General features: G+C 41.6%; 16 protein-coding genes. 10 read left to right on the top strand and 6 right to left on the bottom strand.

Annotated features, from left to right (window positions below; translation table 11 throughout):
• Positions 1-142 precede the first annotated feature (142 nt).
• From ACL2XJ_RS23360 to ACL2XJ_RS23350, 3 genes are all read left to right on the top strand, one after another.
• Positions 143-1,693, top strand: a complete 1,551-nt coding sequence (locus ACL2XJ_RS23360) for a phage tailspike protein (RefSeq protein WP_413724634.1) — start codon at positions 143-145, stop codon at positions 1,691-1,693.
• Positions 1,694-2,319: 626 nt separating this feature from the next.
• Positions 2,320-3,009 carry a PAS and helix-turn-helix domain-containing protein gene (locus tag ACL2XJ_RS23355; protein ID WP_132926708.1) on the top strand — a complete coding sequence of 230 codons (690 nt, stop codon included), beginning with the start codon at positions 2,320-2,322 and terminating at the stop codon, positions 3,007-3,009.
• 149 nt (positions 3,010-3,158) lie between these two features.
• Entirely contained in the window at positions 3,159-3,422 is a 264-nt protein-coding gene (locus ACL2XJ_RS23350) for a helix-turn-helix domain-containing protein (protein ID WP_413724633.1), read from the top strand.
• 85 nt (positions 3,423-3,507) lie between these two features.
• Here ACL2XJ_RS23350 and ACL2XJ_RS23345 read toward each other — a convergent pair whose 3' ends face one another.
• The gene (locus ACL2XJ_RS23345; RefSeq protein WP_413724632.1) at positions 3,508-4,008 is read right to left on the bottom strand and encodes a hypothetical protein; all 501 of its coding nucleotides are present in this window, start codon (positions 4,006-4,008) and stop codon (positions 3,508-3,510) included.
• 286 nt (positions 4,009-4,294) lie between these two features.
• Here ACL2XJ_RS23345 and umuD point away from each other — a divergent pair, with 286 nt between their 5' ends.
• Positions 4,295-4,714, top strand: a complete 420-nt coding sequence (gene umuD, locus ACL2XJ_RS23340) for a translesion error-prone DNA polymerase V autoproteolytic subunit (protein ID WP_413724631.1) — start codon at positions 4,295-4,297, stop codon at positions 4,712-4,714.
• A gap of 1 nt (position 4,715) precedes the next feature.
• Positions 4,716-5,984: a translesion error-prone DNA polymerase V subunit UmuC gene (gene umuC, locus ACL2XJ_RS23335; protein WP_413724630.1), complete on the top strand. Its 1,269-nt coding sequence runs from the start codon at positions 4,716-4,718 to the stop codon at positions 5,982-5,984.
• A gap of 2 nt (positions 5,985-5,986) precedes the next feature.
• On the opposite strand, the gene ACL2XJ_RS23330 is transcribed toward umuC, so the two are convergent.
• The 3 genes from ACL2XJ_RS23330 to ACL2XJ_RS23320 form a co-directional block, all read right to left on the bottom strand.
• On the bottom strand, positions 5,987-6,694 hold the full coding sequence (locus ACL2XJ_RS23330; RefSeq protein WP_413724629.1) for an SOS response-associated peptidase family protein: 708 nt from the start codon (positions 6,692-6,694) through the stop codon (positions 5,987-5,989).
• Between the two features lie 334 nt (positions 6,695-7,028).
• Complete coding sequence (locus ACL2XJ_RS23325) at positions 7,029-7,238, bottom strand: tyrosine-type recombinase/integrase (RefSeq protein WP_413726952.1); 210 nt, start codon at positions 7,236-7,238, stop codon at positions 7,029-7,031.
• Positions 7,239-7,391: 153 nt separating this feature from the next.
• Complete coding sequence (locus ACL2XJ_RS23320; protein ID WP_413724628.1) at positions 7,392-7,529, bottom strand: hypothetical protein; 138 nt, start codon at positions 7,527-7,529, stop codon at positions 7,392-7,394.
• Between the two features lie 384 nt (positions 7,530-7,913).
• Between ACL2XJ_RS23320 and ACL2XJ_RS23315 the strand changes: the two genes are divergently transcribed.
• On the top strand, positions 7,914-8,330 hold the full coding sequence (locus ACL2XJ_RS23315) for a hypothetical protein (RefSeq protein WP_413724627.1): 417 nt from the start codon (positions 7,914-7,916) through the stop codon (positions 8,328-8,330).
• 165 nt (positions 8,331-8,495) lie between these two features.
• Complete coding sequence (locus tag ACL2XJ_RS23310) at positions 8,496-8,669, top strand: hypothetical protein (RefSeq protein WP_413724626.1); 174 nt, start codon at positions 8,496-8,498, stop codon at positions 8,667-8,669.
• Between the two features lie 622 nt (positions 8,670-9,291).
• Here the strand turns inward: ACL2XJ_RS23310 and ACL2XJ_RS23305 are convergent.
• Complete coding sequence (locus ACL2XJ_RS23305; protein ID WP_413724625.1) at positions 9,292-11,310, bottom strand: hypothetical protein; 2,019 nt, start codon at positions 11,308-11,310, stop codon at positions 9,292-9,294.
• Positions 11,311-11,662: 352 nt separating this feature from the next.
• Here ACL2XJ_RS23305 and ACL2XJ_RS23300 point away from each other — a divergent pair, with 352 nt between their 5' ends.
• Positions 11,663-13,336: a phage tailspike protein gene (locus ACL2XJ_RS23300; protein ID WP_413724624.1), complete on the top strand. Its 1,674-nt coding sequence runs from the start codon at positions 11,663-11,665 to the stop codon at positions 13,334-13,336.
• A 332-nt stretch (positions 13,337-13,668) separates the two neighbouring features.
• A protein-coding gene (locus ACL2XJ_RS23295; RefSeq protein ID WP_132925564.1) for an IS3 family transposase occupies positions 13,669-14,777 on the top strand; the annotation gives its coding sequence in 2 pieces (ribosomal slippage) (positions 13,669-13,918 and positions 13,918-14,777; 1,110 coding nt in all).
• A 192-nt stretch (positions 14,778-14,969) separates the two neighbouring features.
• On the opposite strand, the gene ACL2XJ_RS23290 is transcribed toward ACL2XJ_RS23295, so the two are convergent.
• Positions 14,970-17,231 (bottom strand): hypothetical protein, encoded by a 2,262-nt coding sequence (locus ACL2XJ_RS23290; protein WP_413724623.1) that lies wholly within the window; start codon positions 17,229-17,231, stop codon positions 14,970-14,972.
• 17 nt (positions 17,232-17,248) lie between these two features.
• Between ACL2XJ_RS23290 and ACL2XJ_RS23285 the strand changes: the two genes are divergently transcribed.
• Positions 17,249-18,336, top strand: a protein-coding gene (locus tag ACL2XJ_RS23285) for an IS3 family transposase (protein ID WP_413724622.1) whose coding sequence is annotated in 2 segments (ribosomal slippage) — positions 17,249-17,501 and positions 17,501-18,336 — 1,089 coding nt in all. Because the reading frame shifts where the segments join, the coding sequence is not laid out codon by codon here.
• The last annotated feature ends 61 nt before the right edge of the window (positions 18,337-18,397 follow it).

Below are 18,397 nucleotides of genomic sequence, written 5' to 3'. Positions count from 1 at the left end.
TTTAGCTGCCATTTCAATGCTTCACAAATCCTACCCGATGGCATAGCCTGTAATTATATACAGTAGTTTGTATATGACGGCAGAGTTGAACTCCTTTTCACGTGTGCTCTGCCCCTTCGACAGCATCTTAATGAGGTAGGCTATGACTATTCCTAACGTAGTGGTATCCGCTCCATCTCAGCTTTTCACCTTACCCAGCTCCTTTGCAGCGATAGCCGGCGGTTCGATTTACATCGGCCAAATCAATACCGATCCGACCGTGGCCGCTAACCAAATCCAGGTTTACGTTCAAAACGATGATGGCAGCACAAATGCCGTGAGCCAACCAATCAGTATTGGGGCTGGGGGCTATCCTGAGCACAACGGAGCAGTAGCCAAGTTTGTGACGGTGGAAGGGCAGTCCATGGCTGTACTGGATGCAAATGGGGTACAGCAATTTTATTATCCAGACGTCTTAAAATATGACCCTGAACAACTCAGGTATGATTTGGGCTTAAGTAATGGTTCAAGTCTCGTCGGCACTTTAGGTAATGGTCCCTTTGTTGCTCTAAGTTATTATAAAAACATTGGCTTGACTGATGATGATGCAATGCAAACTGCGTTTGACTCAAATAAATCTATAATTATAGATAGTGATATTACATTAACAAAGAATGTTAATTTTGATATTTATAATCCAGTAAGCATAAGTTATGTCAATAACTCAATAGTCACAGGCCTTCAATATCTTCCACAAACTCTTACAAATCCAGATCATGTTCTATCAAGCAATACAATTAGAAAATCTCTAACACAAGAAGCCAATAAATCACAACAGGGGATGATTGTCGAAACACTGTGTGATGGCATACACGATAATGCAGATGGAACTCTATATAATAAAAATTTTGTAAGTGGTTTTTTCGGAATTACTTCAAGAAACTCATTGCGTCAAAGAATGTGGGCTGTAAACACATTAACCAACGCGCATTCTCAGTTTAATACTGGAGATGAAGCATATGGTATAGAAATTGATATGAATATAGATACTAACGCTGCCACAGACGGAGGTGGTCAGTATGTGGGGTTATATATTGCTGGTATTGGTGATGTGTCAAATATCTCAAACTCAGATGGTATAAGAATACAAAGATTGCGAGACGGACAATACAAATGGAACAATGGATTAAGAATTTTCGATAGTAATAATGGGGTGGTAATTAGCGGCGCAGAAACATATTCATTTTTAAGTGTGTCAGATGCACCTATGCATCTGAGGCCTATCACTCAAAATGGTCAAAATATATTTTCTATTGGTACTACGGCATCCAATTTGCTGGCTAGGATAACAGATTTCGGCTATGCATTCTTTTCAAGATTATTCATAGGCACCAACAGGGTTAATATTGATGGTGGCATGAAATTTTATTCAACAATAAACGCTGTATCATGGGGCGCAATTGCTGTTAATGGATATGTTGATAAGGATGTTACTACACTTTTTGGTATAAATGTCACAGATTGGACGAATGTTAATTTTACAGTAACTCCAACTGGCTATGCTAACAGTATGGCGCAAGTCAACATACAAACCTATATTAATTCAAGTAAAACACAAGCCTATGTTAGGGTCCTGAACATTTCAGGGCAAAATTTAAGCGCTGTAAACGTCGGGTTACATGCAGTTCTGATGTCTCATTCCCCAACAAATTAACTTGAGTGTTGTTACATTTAAAATTTAAATATTTTTTAATAAACATTAATGTGGTGATTGGTAATATAAAGCTTTGGTAGAATTTAAGCTTGCCATGTTTGGTTTCGTGAAAAATTGAACTCTATGCTTTACGCCGAAATAAAAAGGGTCATACAAGCATTGAACCTATCACCTAAGTGAGCTACATTCTCCAAAGATGCCGACTTGCGCTTAAAGCGTGGTCGGCTTTTTTATTCCCCTTTCTGAAGTGAATCCCTATGGCCGCGATTGATATTACCGCTATGAGTGGTGAGACTCCGCGCGCGGTTGCACCTATGTTGTAGCAGTCTGCCGCCGTCTTTGCTTAATATTGCCATTTGCTCAATAGCGTAAATAAAAAAACGGGCCAGGTTTGGCCCGAAACATAGAGACAATAAAATGGAAACTTCGCGACTGAGATTAATTAGAAATTTCAGGCATAGCAACCCTCATTTTACAATATGCGATATTCGCCGCAAATCTATTAAGATGCAATGGTAGATTCTACGATATTATCTTTAGTCACCTGCACTTTAGTTCAGTTCTCGCAAAAATATGAAGTTGATATGCTCCTTAAGGTAATTTGAAATTAACCTAAGGAGAAAATCATGATTGGAAACAAAGTTTCAGAAGTAAAACTATCGAATTCAATGATTAGCCTGCTGGACCAATTTACTGATCCGTACGGTATTAAAGATTTAGATTCACGATATGTATATGTAAACATGGCCGCAGTATCATTATTTGGATTGAAATCTCAGTCAGACGTAATTGGTAAGCTTGATATTGAAATTAAATCAAGGCTGACTGAAATAGATGACTTGGGACTTGAATTCGTTAGGCAAGACAGGAAAGTTACTGACCACGAAAGTAAGCTTGCTACCCTTGAAATTCATCCCCTGGCCGTAGATTATCCTTACATCGTAAATAAAATTCCATATTATAACGATGATAATGAGTGCGTTGGACTGTGTTTGTATTCCAAAAATTTGGAGGTTTATTCATTAAATGATTTTGTCAAAGGGCACATGCCGGGCTCATTGCTTTTGAATAAACCTGATTATTTCTTTACAGAGCGAAACTGTGAGATTATGTTTTTTCGATTGCAAGGATTGACAAATAAAGAAACAGCCGAGAGGATAAATCTATCACCACGAACAGTTGAGAGTTATATGCAAATGCTATATGAAAAAGTAGGTGTTAATCACTTCGATGACTTCAAAAATTTTTGCATATCTAGAGATTATCATAGATATCTACCTAAGCGCTTTATTCATACAGACCATTTGGAGTTTTAATAGCTAACCTCTTATCGTCGGGATCTCAGTAGCTATTTTTATAGCCCGTACTTTGCGGGCTATTACATATAAAATATTTATCTAAAAAATTTACTCGCAGGTTTACCAGTTATCTGGCGGTATCTGTTATTTAAGGAATTAACTATCAAATGAAAAAAGATTGGCATCACGCCGACATCATCGCATCATTACGTAAACAAGGGACTACTCTGGCAGCCGTATCACGTAAAGCGGGCCTCAGTTCTAGCACATTGGCAAATACATTAGTTCGTCCTTGGCCAAAAGGAGAGTATATAATAGCAAAAGAACTTGAAGTCCACCCATGTGAAATATGGCCAAGCCGATATTACGATGCTCACAAAAATCTAATTGATAGAAAGGTGCTAATCAGAAAAAGCCGATATCAGGATTAAAAAATATTTTTTTTCGATAGTAAATAACTAATTTTTAAAAAGCCCGCTCTGGGCGGGCAAAAAAACATCTATAAATATAATTATTTTAATTATATTTTATCTCTTCCTGTTTAATGTCTTGTTTCGTGTCATATTTTCCCGAGAAACTTTCAATAAAATCATCAACTTTTTTCTCTTTCTCAATTTCCTCTTTGGTGAGGACCGTGCTGATTTCTGTATTTGGTTCTTTTGATATTTTCTGCTCTTGATGTTCTCTCCAGTCAGCTATCATGTCTTTAGTTACATCAGTGTTATAACACAGCACATCTTTATTTTCTTTTCTACTCCAGGCGCTGCGAGCCCCACACCTCGAATCACCCTTTGCTCTCATATCAGGACACGGACAAGGTCCACGTTTTGTTACGTGATACGTTAAGTAATCCTTCAGAATAATTTTTCTTATTTCATCATCTGTCTTTTTGTTTTTAAGAAGAAAATCATTTGAACTAGCTCCTTTAGTTATGTTTTCCGTTTGATTCGCATATATCGCTGGCGTTGCGAACATAACGAAAAGAGATAATAAACAGGCTAATTTTGATTTAGTCATAAAAGTCCTTTTAAACAAATTTATTAATGAAGTAATTTTTTTGCTCTTCTCTTGAGAAGAAATTAAATTATATAAAGACAGTCCTCGGTTTAAAAGTTATTTATTGAAAATCAACTGTTGACAATATTAAGAATGATAATAAAACTAACGATGTAATGTTATTTCAAATAACTAAATTATCCTTTATGTCAAAGACCTGCGATTTTCTCCCGCCTCGCTACTTCACAATTCCTCGTTAGCCTGCTTATACTGTATGAAACAACAGTGTCATTTTGAGTAATTGGCTATGAGATTTATACCTGCTGCTGAGCTTGCCGAAGTTATTCCGCTCCCACTCTTCGCGTCGCGCGTGCCCGCTGGCTTTCCCAGCCCTGCACAGGACTACGTCGAAAATCGTATTGATTTGAATCAGTTATGCATAAATCATCCTGCTGCAACGTATTTTGTCCGTGTTACTGGCGACTCGATGATTGAGGGCTTCATCAACGAAGGCGACATGTTGGTTGTGGATAGCGCGATCACCGCTCGCCACGGGCAGATCGTTATCGCTGCAATCGATGGCGAGTTTACGGTAAAGCAGTTGCAGCTCAACCCAATACCGCGCTTAATGCCCATGAACCCCGCTTACCAAGCTATCCCGATTCGTGTTGACGACACTGTCGAAATTTTCGGCGTCGTGACGTTCATTATTCACGCTGCACCTTGATATGTTTGCCCTGGCGGACGTGAACAGCTTTTACGCCTCCTGCGAGACGGTATTTCGTCCAGATTTGCGCGGGCGGCCTGTTATCGTTCTGAGCAACAACGATGGATGCGTAATAGCGCGATCGGCCGAAGCCAAAAAGCTCGGGTTTAAAACGGGAAACCCATTTTTCGAGATCAAGGATATCGTCCGGAAACACCGCGTAAATGTGTTTTCCAGCAACTATGCCCTGTATGCCGATATGTCCAACCGGGTCATGACCACGCTAGAAGAAATGGCACCATCGGTGGAAATTTACAGTATTGATGAAGCATTCATGAACCTGACCGGCGTTAGTAATTGCATGAGCCTGGAGCAGTTTGGTCGTGATGTCCGAGAGCGGGTAAAGCAGCGCACTAAACTGACAGTCGGTGTCGGCATCGCCCCGACCAAAACCCTTGCCAAGCTTGCCAACCATGCTGCCAAGCAGTGGAGCAAAACCGGCGGTGTGGTGGATCTGTCTTCGCCGCTGCGCCAGCGTAAGCTGATGGCCCTGGTGCCGGTTGAAGACGTCTGGGGTGTGGGCCGCCGGATATCGAAGAAGCTCAACGCCATGGGTATCATTACCGCGCTCCAACTGGCTGACAGTCACCCGCCATTCATCCGAAAACATTTCAGCGTGGTGCTTGAGCGTACCGTTAGAGAGCTGTCCGGCGAGTCATGCATCGCGATGGAGGAATTCGCGCCGACGAAACAGGAGATCGTCAGTTCACGTTCGTTCGGATATCGCGCCACGGACTATCAGAGCGTCCGGGAGGCTATTTGCGCATATGCGGAACGGGCGGCAGAGAAACTCCGTGGCGAGCGGCAATATTGCAAAAAAATTTCAGTCTTCATCAAAACTAGCCCCTTTGATTTGGATGAACCGTATTATGGCAACCAGGCGACGGGAGGACTCACAATACCCAGTAACGATACACGGGACATTGTCAGAGTGGCCATGGAGTGCCTGGATAGAATATTTATGCCGGGCATGCGTTATCAGAAAGCGGGCGTGATGCTGGGCGATTTCTACAGCGCCGGCGTCGCACAGTTGGCGCTATTCGATGAACATCAGCCGCGTGTAAATAGCGAAGCGCTGATGCGGGTTCTAGACGAGATAAACCACTCGGGTAAAGGCAAGATATGGTTTGCAGGGCAGGGCATCCAGCAAGCTTGGCAGATGAAACGGGCGCTTCTCTCGCCGGCGTATACGACGCGGTATGCGGATTTGCCGATCGTGAAAGCAAAATAACGCTACACAACCGGGTTCTCGATGCGCTTAATGATTTCAGGGTTGTCGTTATGAATGTTTCCGACAGACCGGCCGACAGGGTGAAACGCAAACTCATCAGCTGAAATGGCACTGTCGTGCGCCAGCTCCTCGGCGCGTTCCGGCGTGGTCTCCGGCGACATCCATTCGAGTGAAGCAGATCGCGTCATTACCAAGGGCCGCCGGTCGTGAATATCAACCAGACCCTTATCGCTGGCCGCCGTAACGATAACAAATCCATCATCCTCCGGAGCGTCCAGGGCGTCGGGATGAAATCGGCTGATAGCAGCAAAGTACACTGGGTGCCCGTTCTGGTGATAAATGAAATACGGCTGCTTGACCTTCGCGTTGTCCGGGTCTTTCTTCCATTCATACCAGCCGTCGGCCATGACCAGGGCGCGGCCAGAATTCCATAGCGGTTTGAACATCCGCCCTGTCGCCGCCGTCTCGACGCGGGCATTTATAAGGGGAGGGCGTCCGCTTTCTTTGGCCCATGCCGGCTGATAACCCCAATGAACGGGATCGAGGTGTAATTTATCCTCGCGCTGGTTCAGCAGCAGAACGCGGGTGCCGGGCGCAACGTTATACCGTCCAACCCGTTCGCCATCAAGAGCACCGACAAATTCAACGTCGGCGTTCAGGAATTCGAGGTATTCCTCGCGTGTTTCAAACTGAGCGAATCTTCCGCACATAGTGTCGTCTTTATGGAAAGGTGTAACTGAAGTATAGAAGGTTTGTATTCGCCGCGGTTTGATGATTATACGAAGAGGTTAGAGTGACAAAAAGGATCCCGAAATTTTCCCATCGCAATCCCGAAATAGTTGATAAGCTTTTGATACGAAAAGGATGTAATGGTAAGCGTTAGTAAGTGATTTATGATGGTATTTGTAGTGTATCTATATGATATATATAATTAATTCTGCGTTGCAACGAAAACAGGAATCGTATTCGGTCTTTTTTTTATCATTGATTTATAAAGATATTTTTTGGTTGCTTCCGAAATATTCCCGCAAACTTGTATTCGGTCTAAATGAAAACGTACTCCGAACCACGGTTTTCCAGATACTTTTGTGTTATCGACATGTTCTTATGTCCGAGCAACTTTTGCGCAAATTCCGCCCCATATTCGATCTCATAAAGTCGCCCGGCCAGACTCCTCATTTCGTGAAATGAAGGTGGGTCTGTGCTGAACTGGGTCCCGCCCGTAGCCCCGACATCTGAAAACGCCTGTGTCAGGCCATCCGCTGTCAGCGGACCCGGCCGCCGCAGCGAACATCCGAATATAAGAGGAAGTCAAAGGGATTATTCTACCGACATTCTGCCATTACGGCCGACCATTTAATCACTGCAAGAGCCCATTACCTTTTCCTGATGGGCTCTGACAGTAATTTACCAACGTGATTTGGTATTTGCATGGAGTGATGAATTAACCATGGCCGCCAGGGCCACCACCACCCGGTCCGCCACCGCCTCCACCACCAGGCCCACCCATTTGACCGCCACCAGGACCACCACCGTCTCCACCATCCGGCCCTGGCCACCAAATACAGCCGCTTAGGGCCACACTAAACATCATGATACTTAACATCATCAATAATCGTCGCATATTTACTCCTTATTAAGTCATGTTGATTATTCATCTCAAGAAGTAATACACAATGCGAATAGTACTAAATGATTACTGATTAGTTCATTTATCTCATATAGTTACATTACTTGAATAAAATCTTACGGTTTCATGTCGCTGCGTTGTCGGAAGCGTACCTCGTTAGCCATGACGCAGCTTCTCTTATCTGCTGAGCGAGGGGATTTAAGCAAACAGCGAATAACGCCCATGACAGGCTCATAGTGGCTGCGCAGGCCATGACAGAAGAATGTGCGCATGAACACGCAATAATTAAGGAGTGCCGCATGGCATCTACTCAATACGGTAAGCTGCGTCGCGCTGGGGTTCGTTTCTTCAATACCTACCCATACACATCGCAGGTAGAATGTTATGTCATCGTCGGTAAAATCGAAGAAAAGATATGCCAAATTACAGAGCAAGAGAAGGCGACAGGAAAGAGGCGATGTCTATCATGGAAAGACAATGGATTGAATCTGGTGCTTATCGGTGTTGTCGCTAATCTGGATGGCTATATCGATACTCTGAGCCATGAGTGTTATCACGCCATGAACGCCATCTACGAATGGGCAGAAAGCCAACACGACCTGGTTAACGATGAGCCCGGTGCGCACTTTCTGAGCTACCTCGTCCGGCATTGCAATAAGGAGTTTGCAAGGATGCCCGAGATTATCGAGTTGCAGACGACCGCACGCGGCAAGTGAACTGTTTCATGATGGGCCATTACCAGCCAGCAAAGCCAAAAAAATGCGCGCACGAACATAAAAAGGCTGATTGAAAAGCAAATCTATGATGTGCACCAATGAATACCATTGGTAAAGCGATATCTTATGAGGATTAATTATCATTAACCTCATGGAATGCATTACATGAAAATAACCGCGTTGGTCAATGTTGGCATTGGCGCGTTCGGTATTGCCGCTGGAGAGCAAATTCGTTTCTGTTCAGAAAATAGAGGGGCTGCTTGCTCAAACCTACATCAGCAGTGCATCCCTTCCATTTATCACCCGCAGCGTTCGGTGGTACCGCGCAAGCAAAATTAAAGGAAGTCTTACTTATGCTTACTATCTTGATTTGTAACATTCCGTCCTGATTACGTACGATTAAACTGTCTGATGTTACTGGGATGAATGGTAATGAAAATTAATAAGCAAGCATTGTTAGTAATTTTTGTTATTACCGTATTTGCAATCAGCTTATGCAGTCGAGTGTCAGCCGAATGAATCAGGGGGCTCTTACTACATAAACGATGATGGTACCACGTCTAATAGCATTCCCAATGACCAGGGTTGGCAAGATACTCATTACAGCAACGGCAAATCGACTAGCACCTATCAAGATGGTAAAGGTATAGAATATACTTTGAGCGATAAAGGCGTCACAGTCAGACCAAGTCCTGATGATTCATCCAATGAAACATCTAATACTATGCCGGACGATTCACTTAATAAGTATGGGCCGAAGCCGGATGCGTCAGCGAATGCTCTCCTTGGGAGCCATTGGAATAGACCATCTAATATAAATCCTGGTGATCCTGCTACCTCTAGTATCACTTTAGATGACCCTTAAAAAATAAGTGGCCTTAGTTGCTCCGGTCTGTTGTGCTTAAAAAATCGGGCCAGGGTAGGCCCGAAAGATATCACTATATTGTATGTATAAATAATTCTATTGATCCATCTCAAACAATTCAAGCTCATAAAAAATTCTAAAATCTCCTATATATGAAGGGTTAGTATTTGATATCGTCAAAGGTATATTGACGCCAAAATCGGAAAATACCCCAGTTCCGTCGCGTATAGGATCGATTACTGTAGGAGTGGAAGTTAATGTTATAGATAAACCATCTCCTGCTTGTGACGAAGGACCTTGAAAATTATATAAGCTAGTAATGTTTAATTTATTACTTGCAGTATCTGTTGCGAAATTATGCTTCCAAGCCAATTCAGTAGAAAGCATATCAAAACGGATGGCTGATGTAATAGATTGAATAACAAGAATTTTTAAATGAGCAATAACTATTCCTTTTTGTCCGGAGCCATGACCAAATGGATTAGGATGATCAAAAACGTTCAAGGTAATGCTCATAGGGTTTGCGAAAGTTAGGTAATCTTTAAGGGGTATCTCACCTTCGGTTCTTTGTGCCGACCTGTTCAAAACCCCATATTTCCCATCGTATGGTAGATATATACTAAATATCCCATTGGAAAAAGAAGCATTTATCTTACCATCTGGTAATATTTCATTATCTATTCTTATTAATGTTTTTGTTAAAGAAGAATTATATGATTGATTGAAATTAATATTTGTTTTATTCAGTACTACGTATTTAAAATTATCCCCCTGATCTCCTATCTGTGCTCCTTGACTTATGTCAATATCCCCGATAAATAAATTATCAGCCTGCAAAAACCTGCCTCCCGTGACTAACAAAGCTATTCCGTTTGAAGGTAAGCTGCCATCACTTGATTCTATGATTATATTTTTTATCCTTACATCACCTATTTTTTTCCAACGATTTCTATAATCAACCCCGTTCGTGCCATTAGTCCAAACCTGGTTGGATAGGGTTAATAGACCCAGTTCCTCAGTTCCTGTTGGGAAAGTCGATACTTGTATTTTCCAATTTTCAATCGTGCCCCCATAGCTTCTATTGTTCGATATTTCGCTGTCTCCTTCAGAAAATACATTTGATATGGTTGTAAATAGAGCATTATGACTATCTACAGACGCTATATTATCTCTCCCAATAATATCATTATATATAGTGTTTTCTGCCCAGTCGGCTGAATATGTAAGATGTCGGCAATTATTTCCGCGAATTTTATCGGTCCGACAATTCGCTGTTGTAATATTTTTACAGCCATAGCGAACATTCACTAGTTCAATGTTGTAGGCCGAAATATTATATGACTCCTGGCAATGAAATGCGTCTATTGTTGTATTGTCATCGGAACTGAACTTGCAATTTATCAATCCTTCACAATCTGCTATTCCAGTGAAGGCCAAGGCATATTGAACACCCGTTGTTGCATGAAAATGGATACCTTTGAGATACACTTTTCTTGGGGTATTATATACATAGGCACTAACCGAAGTATCTGTGGCGGAGTGATCAAAAAAAAGATTACTGTCAAGAATTACAGATCCTGTCGCAATGGATTTAACACGTTTTATACTTCGTTTAATATATTCGTCTGAACGCCTTGTCTCCACTCGCTCGTCAGCTTTGAGCAAAAGTATTGCACCAACTGAAACGATTGAAGAGTCTAAAATTGTCACAACATTTTGATCACGTAAGCTGCTGCCATTTAAGGTAACTTGTTTCCTTGTTGAGTTAAAACCTAACGGTGAACCTTGAACATTTATGATCACTTCACCTTGAGCTCTCCACCTAACGGGCAGGTCAGAAGTGTTTGTATAACCAGTTAATGTATATGTTCCAGCCGTGAAAACGAGTTCGAGTCCATGCTCCATGGCATAGCTGTCGGCATCTTGGATTGAGTCGAACATCGAAGGCGTGACATAGCTAATCGCTTGTGAAACTGTTCCTACAGGTAGCCCGACTTGGTTCGTGAGTTGTTCGTCTGATTCAGCTTGGCTATATACATCCAAGTTATCTCTTGCCGTTGCGGCGTCGCTTACATCGGACAGATTATTGATATCTAGCAATGGATTACCCGGCATGATTTTTCCTTACTTAGTAATCATTTGGAAATCTAACGATATTCTCATTTGATGCTTATATGATTGAGTAGGAAGAAAATCAGAGTATGTCTTAGCGAGAAGGTTAAAAAATGGTCAGGGTATGGCCTAAGTCCGCAGCAAATGGAACCTAATGGAAACAAGTTCATCATACCGAAGCGGTCAAATTTATCGTGAACTCAATCTATTACGTTTAGTTGCCATTTCAATGCTTCCCAAATCCTATTCAAAAGCATAGCCTGTAATTATATACAGTATTTTGTATATGATGGCAGAGTTGAAATCCTTTTCACGGGTGCTTTGCCCCTTCGACAGCATCTTAATGAGGTAGGCTATGGCTATTCCTAACGTAGTGGTATCCGCTCCATCTCAGCTTTTCACCTTACCCAACTCTTTTGCAGCGGTAGCGGGTGGATCGATTTACATTGGCCAAATCAATACCGATCCGACCGTGGCCGCTAATCAAATACAAGTCTATGTCCAGAACAACGACGGCAGTACAACTGCTGTGAGTCAACCTATCAGCATAGGGGCCGGGGGCTATCCTGAATACAATGGATCTGTTTCCAAGTTCGTGACAGTGGAAGGCCAATCAATGGCCGTTTTGGATGCTAATGGTGTACAGCAGTTTTATTATCCTGACGTGTTGAAATATGACCCAGACCAGCTTTCTGTATCTCTAGCAGAGCAAAATGGTGCACAATTGGTTGGCTTTAGGTATTCAACTGTTTATTCCTCACTCAACCACATGCTGACATCAACGGATTATGGTGGGGCATATCCTTTTGTGTATGGACAAAGTTCTGTTGATGATGCCAATATTATCGCCGAGCAAACAGGTGACCAAGATTTATTGCATTATGGGGGTATATATATTGGTAAAAACGGCTTCGGTATTGGGCGAAATAATTGTGTAATATCAGCAAGATTAAATGCTTCAAACCTTTCTTTTTTTCCGCAAGTTGCCGGCGCATCAACAACACAGGCATTAGCTAATTATGGGTCAGTTGATGGAGTGGCGAGTTTTTCTGATGCAAGTAGTACGCCTTATAATTCATGGGAAATTTTTTCTTCACCGGTTTATTCTGCTACGGGGTTTACAGCAACTAGTATCGATACAGCTAATGTAAAAGTTGGAATGGTTGTCTTAACCAATCATTCCACACCCTGGTGGGGGATAATTTCGTCCGTCACTTCTACTACAATTACTCTTGCTGATGGATGGTGGCAAGCTTCATCGTCGGTGGCATCAACGCCAACGAGTGGAATTGGCTTATACCTAAACCCATTAACAAAAATTTGGGCCCATAATGCAAATGTGACGATAGGGGCGACGACAAGAACATCGAATGCTGTAATCGCAGAATATGGTCTTATAAACAATAAAGTTTCTTCCCCTACCAATATTAACGGGATTGATGTTGTGTTGCTTTCCCAATCAACATATGGTGGTACTGCGGGTGTGTATGTACATCCGGCTGGAACTCAAAATTGGTTGTATGGTTTCGACTCGGTTTCTGCAAAAAATGCTAACTTCTTTTCAAGTGGATCAGCAAGCGGTACTTTTTGGAATGGATTTCAGGACGCTTCAAGTAGCCAAGTTGGGTTGAGGTTTGGAGGACAAAATATTGTTGCCTCTATAAACTGGTGTAATAATGTTGGCACAACGGATCTCACGGAAGTCAATACAAATGCCAGAATTGATGGTGCTGGGCGTGTTCGTAAACTCCCTAAATTTCTCACTAATATTTCGGCAGATATTTCACTAAATTCACTGCAACCATCACTCGTTGTGTTGGTCTCTGGAATAGCTATTACTATTCCCAAAAAGACAAACGTGCAGGCTGGTCACCAAATAGAATTATTTAACATTTCATCCGGTGCTATAACTCTTTTGTCTACTGATTCAACTATAAATAATGCTTCATCTTATTCATTAGCGGTCGCAGCCTATACCAAATATACACTTTTATATGGTGGCGCCGCATGGTATGTTTTTCAGGGCTAAATCGGGGAATTGAGGTCCTGTAAGTTTCAATGGTCCTTTTACATATGTTTCGACGAAAATTAAAGCTTACTACATTCTCCTAAGATGCCGATTTGCGCTTAAAGCGTGGTCGGCTTTTTTATTCCCTCTTCTGAAGTGAATCCCTATGGCCGCGATTGATATTACCGCTATGAGTGGGGATGTAGTCCCCCCGGTTTTTAGTACCACTGCCAATGAGGATCTCCGACCAGTTTTTGCCTTACGTAGATAACTGGCGGTGTAGTCCCCCCTGAATTTAGTCTTACCGCTTGATGGAGTTCTCTGGTTAAAATGCAACCAACGGGAGGCTCATCATGAAGAAAGCGCGTTTCACTGAAACTCAGATCTTGCGAGTCCTGAAAGAAGTTGAAGGTGGCCGGCATGTGAAGGATGTCTGTCGCGAAAACGGTGTTTCAGAAGCCAGCTACTATAACTGGAAATCCAAATACGGCGGGATGGAATCCTCTGATATCAAGCGGATGAAAGAGCTTGAAGAAGAAAATCGCCGACTAAAGCAGATGTATGCCTCCCTGAGCTTGGATCATGAAATCCTTAAGGATGTCGTAGCAAAAAAACTTTAACGGCACCTGAGAAACGCGAGTTGGTGCGTTATGTCATGAAGGAACATCACGCCAGCGAGCGTCGCGGGTGTCGGATTATTGGCATCAGTCGAAGTCTTTTGCATTATCGCCATAACACCGCGCGGGACCTGCCGGTGATAGAGGCATTACAAAAACTGGCGCAACAGTATCCGGCCTATGGCTTTGGTCTGATGTTCAATAAGTTACGTCAGTTCGGACAGAGCTGGAATGCAAAACGGGTTTACCGAATATATCGATTGTTGAAGTTAAACCTCAGGCGTAAGGGGAAAAAACGATTGCCCAACCGTCATCCCCAGCCTTTGGCTATTCCGCATAAAATGAACCACTGCTGGTCAGTAGATTTTATGAGTGATGCCTTGATAGATGGGCGAAGGTTCCGCCTGTTCAATGTGGTCGATGATTTTAATCGGGAAGCACTGGCAATCGAAGTTGATTTAAATATACCGGCTCATCGTGTCGTCCGTATCCTGGACCGACTCAGCAGCGAGAGAGGTTATCCGGCTTATATTCGAAGTGACAACGGACCCGAACTTACCGCTGTTGCCTTGGCGGAATGGGCAGAGGATAACGGTGTCATGCTAGATTTTATTCAGCCTGGTAGGCCAATGCAAAACGGATTTATCGAGCGGTTCAACAAAACCCTGCGAACAGAAATACTTGATATGTATCTGTTCCGGACGCTATCTGAAGTGCGGTTTTTAATAGAGAGCTGGCGTACAGAATATAACGAGGAGCGTCCACACAGCTCACTCGGCGATATGCCGCCAGTTATCTACGCAAGGCAAAAACTGGTCGGAGATCCTCATTGGCAGTGGTACTAAAAACCGGGGGGACTACAAACCCACTGCAAGAACGTATGAGAGAAATAAATAATTGGATGGGGTCGCTTTTAATTAGTTTTCTTGGTTACAAATTTAATAATTAGTAGTTTTTTACATCTTTTTTAAAAACCAATAGATATTAAGGTTCTAGTGGTTTCGCGGATTGATGTTTGAAAATTAATACTTAAATTATTATATTGACATTGTTTTTCGAAATGATAGTTCTTTATAAAAATCGCGTGTTGAGAATGATATGCTGCGTGGTTTTTTATACTCTGATGCGAAATCTTCTTCACAGTTACAGTATTCTAAGAGAGTTAAAATTTGAGGGACACTCATGAAACTTGAGTTGCTAAAGAGACGTTGACGATCAATTTCTGTATCTTTAAGAAGAAGTAAATAATTATTGATATCTTTCGTATAATCTCTCCAATTTTTCAGTCTTTTGTCAATTTCCAAATCGGAGCTATGTACCTGAGAGGATATACTTAACTTTAGTATTGTTTCTAGCGTTGTATGATCTTGCAGGCTTCCGAAGTCATGAAGACTAACTGAAACTTTCTCAATTCTACGACCACTTAAAAATATAGTCTTTTTGATCCCGGCATCAAGGTCATGCAGCGTGATTTCTCCAGTAAGTTTTAATAGATATTCGATTTTGAATGCTTGGTCTTGCGAGTGTAGAAGACTATCAGAAAGATCATTTAATAAGCTGTAATCTCTTCCGGACATCGCTTTTTTTGTAAGTGACTTTTTTTTGATTTCAAACAAAAATATAATATCATTTGTCTCGATTAATATATCACTTTCCCCATATATTTTTTTATTCTCAAAATAAAAATTACCTGTGTGATTAATTATGTTTCTTTTGGAAAATTCAGCTCTTAAAAAAAACTCCAATTCCCTCCCCAATTTACTATCCATAGAGTTATCAAAGTGGCCATTTGGCTTACTTAATTGATTCAAAACTGAATTAAGCACAGCTATCGATGTGATACTTTTTGGTAAAAGAATATAAAATTCACCTTGTCTTAAAATTGGATAAGATGTATGGCCTATGTCTTCACTCGAAGGGGGGAAGTGAAATTTTATATTTTGTTTTTTATTTTTAGGTGATAAGATTTTTTCTAAGACACTTAATGTTTGAATTTTTGATAACTTACATTTATTTACTATATCCTTTAGTATGACCTTTGTAGGTATTAGATTATTCGATAAATCTATGATTGCATATGATACCTTAATGATATTTTTCATTGATACATTAAAGCTTTTGTGATTATCAGCCATTGCCCTAGCGGATAGCGAGTTTATAATTTGTTTGCAATAATTCTTATTGATTTGGAAAAAGGATATTAAGTTATCATAAACGACACATTCTTGTAAAAAATCGATCATTTTATCACTACTTACATAAATATTTTCCCAGATACTTTCTGGTTGAATTTCAAATACAGCAATGATATCTCTCAATATCTCCAATAGGTTATTAAATTCATTTTCTTTTGTTATTGAACCTTTATAATCTAAATATTTTACACCTAAAGCTATGCAATATCCCCAAGGTACTGCTTGCGGCACAATAGCTAATCCATTCGTGACTTCCCGATAAACATGAAATCGTGAAAACTTATTATCATAATTCGTTCTGATTTTTTCAAATAAAAAATTTAGTATGTTTTCCCCACCTATATTTTTACAATGACTCTCCAATAGATTATCTATAATGTTGAACGAATTTTCGGAGAAATAAACATTATCATCTTTAAATATTATATTTATATTCAGGTCATGCAATCGCTTAATTGAAAATCCAAGTTTAATCTCTTGTTTGCAAGAATTCAAAGTATTATTATTGGAATCGAAGTAATGTGATGTATTTTTCACGGAGTAAATAATTTCTAAAATTTTCTTCCATTCGCTTTGTTGTATAACTTGTCTGTTTAATGTAATCTTATTATTTCTCGGGCTATCAATAATAACAGTAAGAAATTGAAGGTAAGGTGTTGTTTTCAAACCATAGCAATAATTTCTTATAATAAGTTGTTTTCTAATAAAAAAAGCTTCTTGACGAATTTGATGCACATTATCCCTACAGATTTCTTTGATATCTTCATATACCTGCTCAATACTCTTCTCATTATCAAGAAGATTTTCTTCCAATATCTTATCGCATAAATTTGTAAACTCGCTGAGTTCCATAGCTACCCTTTCATTCATTTTATTGGTCCGTGCGCGCAATGCTATCCCTTCCTCGCCTGCCCGTTTTAGGTGTCGCTTTTCATGCGTTTGCCCGATCCAATCGGATCCAGGCCAGAGCAGGGCTACAGCGCCATAACACCGCTCCCGATCGCCATGCAGAATCATGCACCCTATGCATGCAGTGGTGCAAGTCTGGGATGGTAATCCCCCCGAAAAACTGGGGTACTCATAAGTAGAATTTTCTCGTAACATGAATCGAGGAGATTCGGATGAAAAAATCACGTTTTAGCGACAGTCAGATCATGGCCATTTTGAAGCAAGCTGAGGCAGGTACACCGGTTTCTGAGCTTTGCCGCGAGCATGGTATGAGTAATGCCAGTTTTTATAAGTGGCGCTCACGCTTTGGCGGCATGGATGCCTCAATGATGGCCCGCCTGAAAGAACTGGAAGATGAAAATCGACGGCTCAAAAAGATGTATGCCGAAGAGCGTTTAAAATCCGAGATCATCCAGGAGGCCATGCAAAAAAAGTGGTAACGCCATCCCGGCGACGCGAGATGGCGCGGCACGCAGTCAGCGTTAAAGGTATCTCTATCCGCCTGGCCTGTTCCATTTTTGGCCTCAGCGAAAGTGGCTACCGTTATTGCACTAAATTGCGTGATGAAAATGTGCAAATAGCCAATTGGCTTACCGATTTAACGGCACGACACCGTAGTTGGGGATTTGGTCTGTGTTATTTATTTCTGCGTAACATCAAAGGCTTTCATTGGAATCATAAACGCATTTATCGGATTTATTGCGAACTCAAATTGAATTTGCGGATCAAGCCAAAACAAAGGATTATCCGGCCTCATCCGGCCCCGTTAGTTGTGCCTGACAAGGCCAACCATACTTGGTCAATGGATTTTATGCATGATCAATTAAGTGATGGCAGAAGTTTCCGCACATTCAATGTGATAGACGATTTTAATCGGGAAGGCCTGGTCCTGGATGTTGATTTTTCCCTGACGTCAGAACGCGTTATTCGTTCACTTGAACAGCTCATCGAATGGCGCGGAAAGCCGGCCTGTATACGGTGCGACAACGGCCCGGAATACCTGAGTATCCAACTGCAAAAATGGACGATTAAACATCAAATAACCTTGCTTAATATCCAGCCGGGCAAGCCCCAGCAAAATGCCTATATAGAGCGATTTAACCGCACGGTACGTTATGACTGGCTAAATCAATATGTGTTTAGTTATATTGCCGAAGTACAAGATTTTGCAACGCGGTGGCTTTGGACCTATAACCATGAACGTCCCCATATGGGGCTAGGCGGCATAGCGCCCATGCAGAAGCTCGCATTGGTGGCATAATTCTACTTAAAGATCCCGTTGAAAACGGGGAGATTACCAGACCATCCGCTGTCAGCGGGCC

The organism is Sodalis sp. RH16 (assembly GCF_047324245.1).
Classification (GTDB): domain Bacteria; phylum Pseudomonadota; class Gammaproteobacteria; order Enterobacterales; family Enterobacteriaceae; genus Acerihabitans; species Acerihabitans ligni.
The sequence above is the reverse complement of the archived record's forward strand: the minus strand, read 5'-3'. Positions and strand labels throughout refer to the sequence as shown.

Excerpts from the sequence above, each read along its gene's own strand:
- ACL2XJ_RS23315 (WP_413724627.1), top strand. The coding sequence starts at position 7,914 with ATGGCATCTACTCAATACGGTAAGCTGCGTCGCGCTGGGGTTCGTTTC.
- umuD (WP_413724631.1), top strand. The coding sequence starts at position 4,295 with ATGAGATTTATACCTGCTGCTGAGCTTGCCGAAGTTATTCCGCTCCCA.
- ACL2XJ_RS23320 (WP_413724628.1), bottom strand. The coding sequence starts at position 7,529 with ATGGTGGAGACGGTGGTGGTCCTGGTGGCGGTCAAATGGGTGGGCCTG.
- ACL2XJ_RS23300 (WP_413724624.1), top strand. The coding sequence starts at position 11,663 with ATGGCTATTCCTAACGTAGTGGTATCCGCTCCATCTCAGCTTTTCACC.
- ACL2XJ_RS23305 (WP_413724625.1), bottom strand. The coding sequence starts at position 11,310 with ATGCCGGGTAATCCATTGCTAGATATCAATAATCTGTCCGATGTAAGC.
- ACL2XJ_RS23355 (WP_132926708.1), top strand. The coding sequence starts at position 2,320 with ATGATTGGAAACAAAGTTTCAGAAGTAAAACTATCGAATTCAATGATT.
- ACL2XJ_RS23290 (WP_413724623.1), bottom strand. The coding sequence starts at position 17,231 with ATGTTACGAGAAAATTCTACTTATGAGTACCCCAGTTTTTCGGGGGGA.
- ACL2XJ_RS23350 (WP_413724633.1), top strand. The coding sequence starts at position 3,159 with ATGAAAAAAGATTGGCATCACGCCGACATCATCGCATCATTACGTAAA.
- ACL2XJ_RS23345 (WP_413724632.1), bottom strand. The coding sequence starts at position 4,008 with ATGACTAAATCAAAATTAGCCTGTTTATTATCTCTTTTCGTTATGTTC.
- ACL2XJ_RS23330 (WP_413724629.1), bottom strand. The coding sequence starts at position 6,694 with ATGTGCGGAAGATTCGCTCAGTTTGAAACACGCGAGGAATACCTCGAA.
- ACL2XJ_RS23310 (WP_413724626.1), top strand. The coding sequence starts at position 8,496 with ATGAAAATAACCGCGTTGGTCAATGTTGGCATTGGCGCGTTCGGTATT.
- ACL2XJ_RS23360 (WP_413724634.1), top strand. The coding sequence starts at position 143 with ATGACTATTCCTAACGTAGTGGTATCCGCTCCATCTCAGCTTTTCACC.
- umuC (WP_413724630.1), top strand. The coding sequence starts at position 4,716 with ATGTTTGCCCTGGCGGACGTGAACAGCTTTTACGCCTCCTGCGAGACG.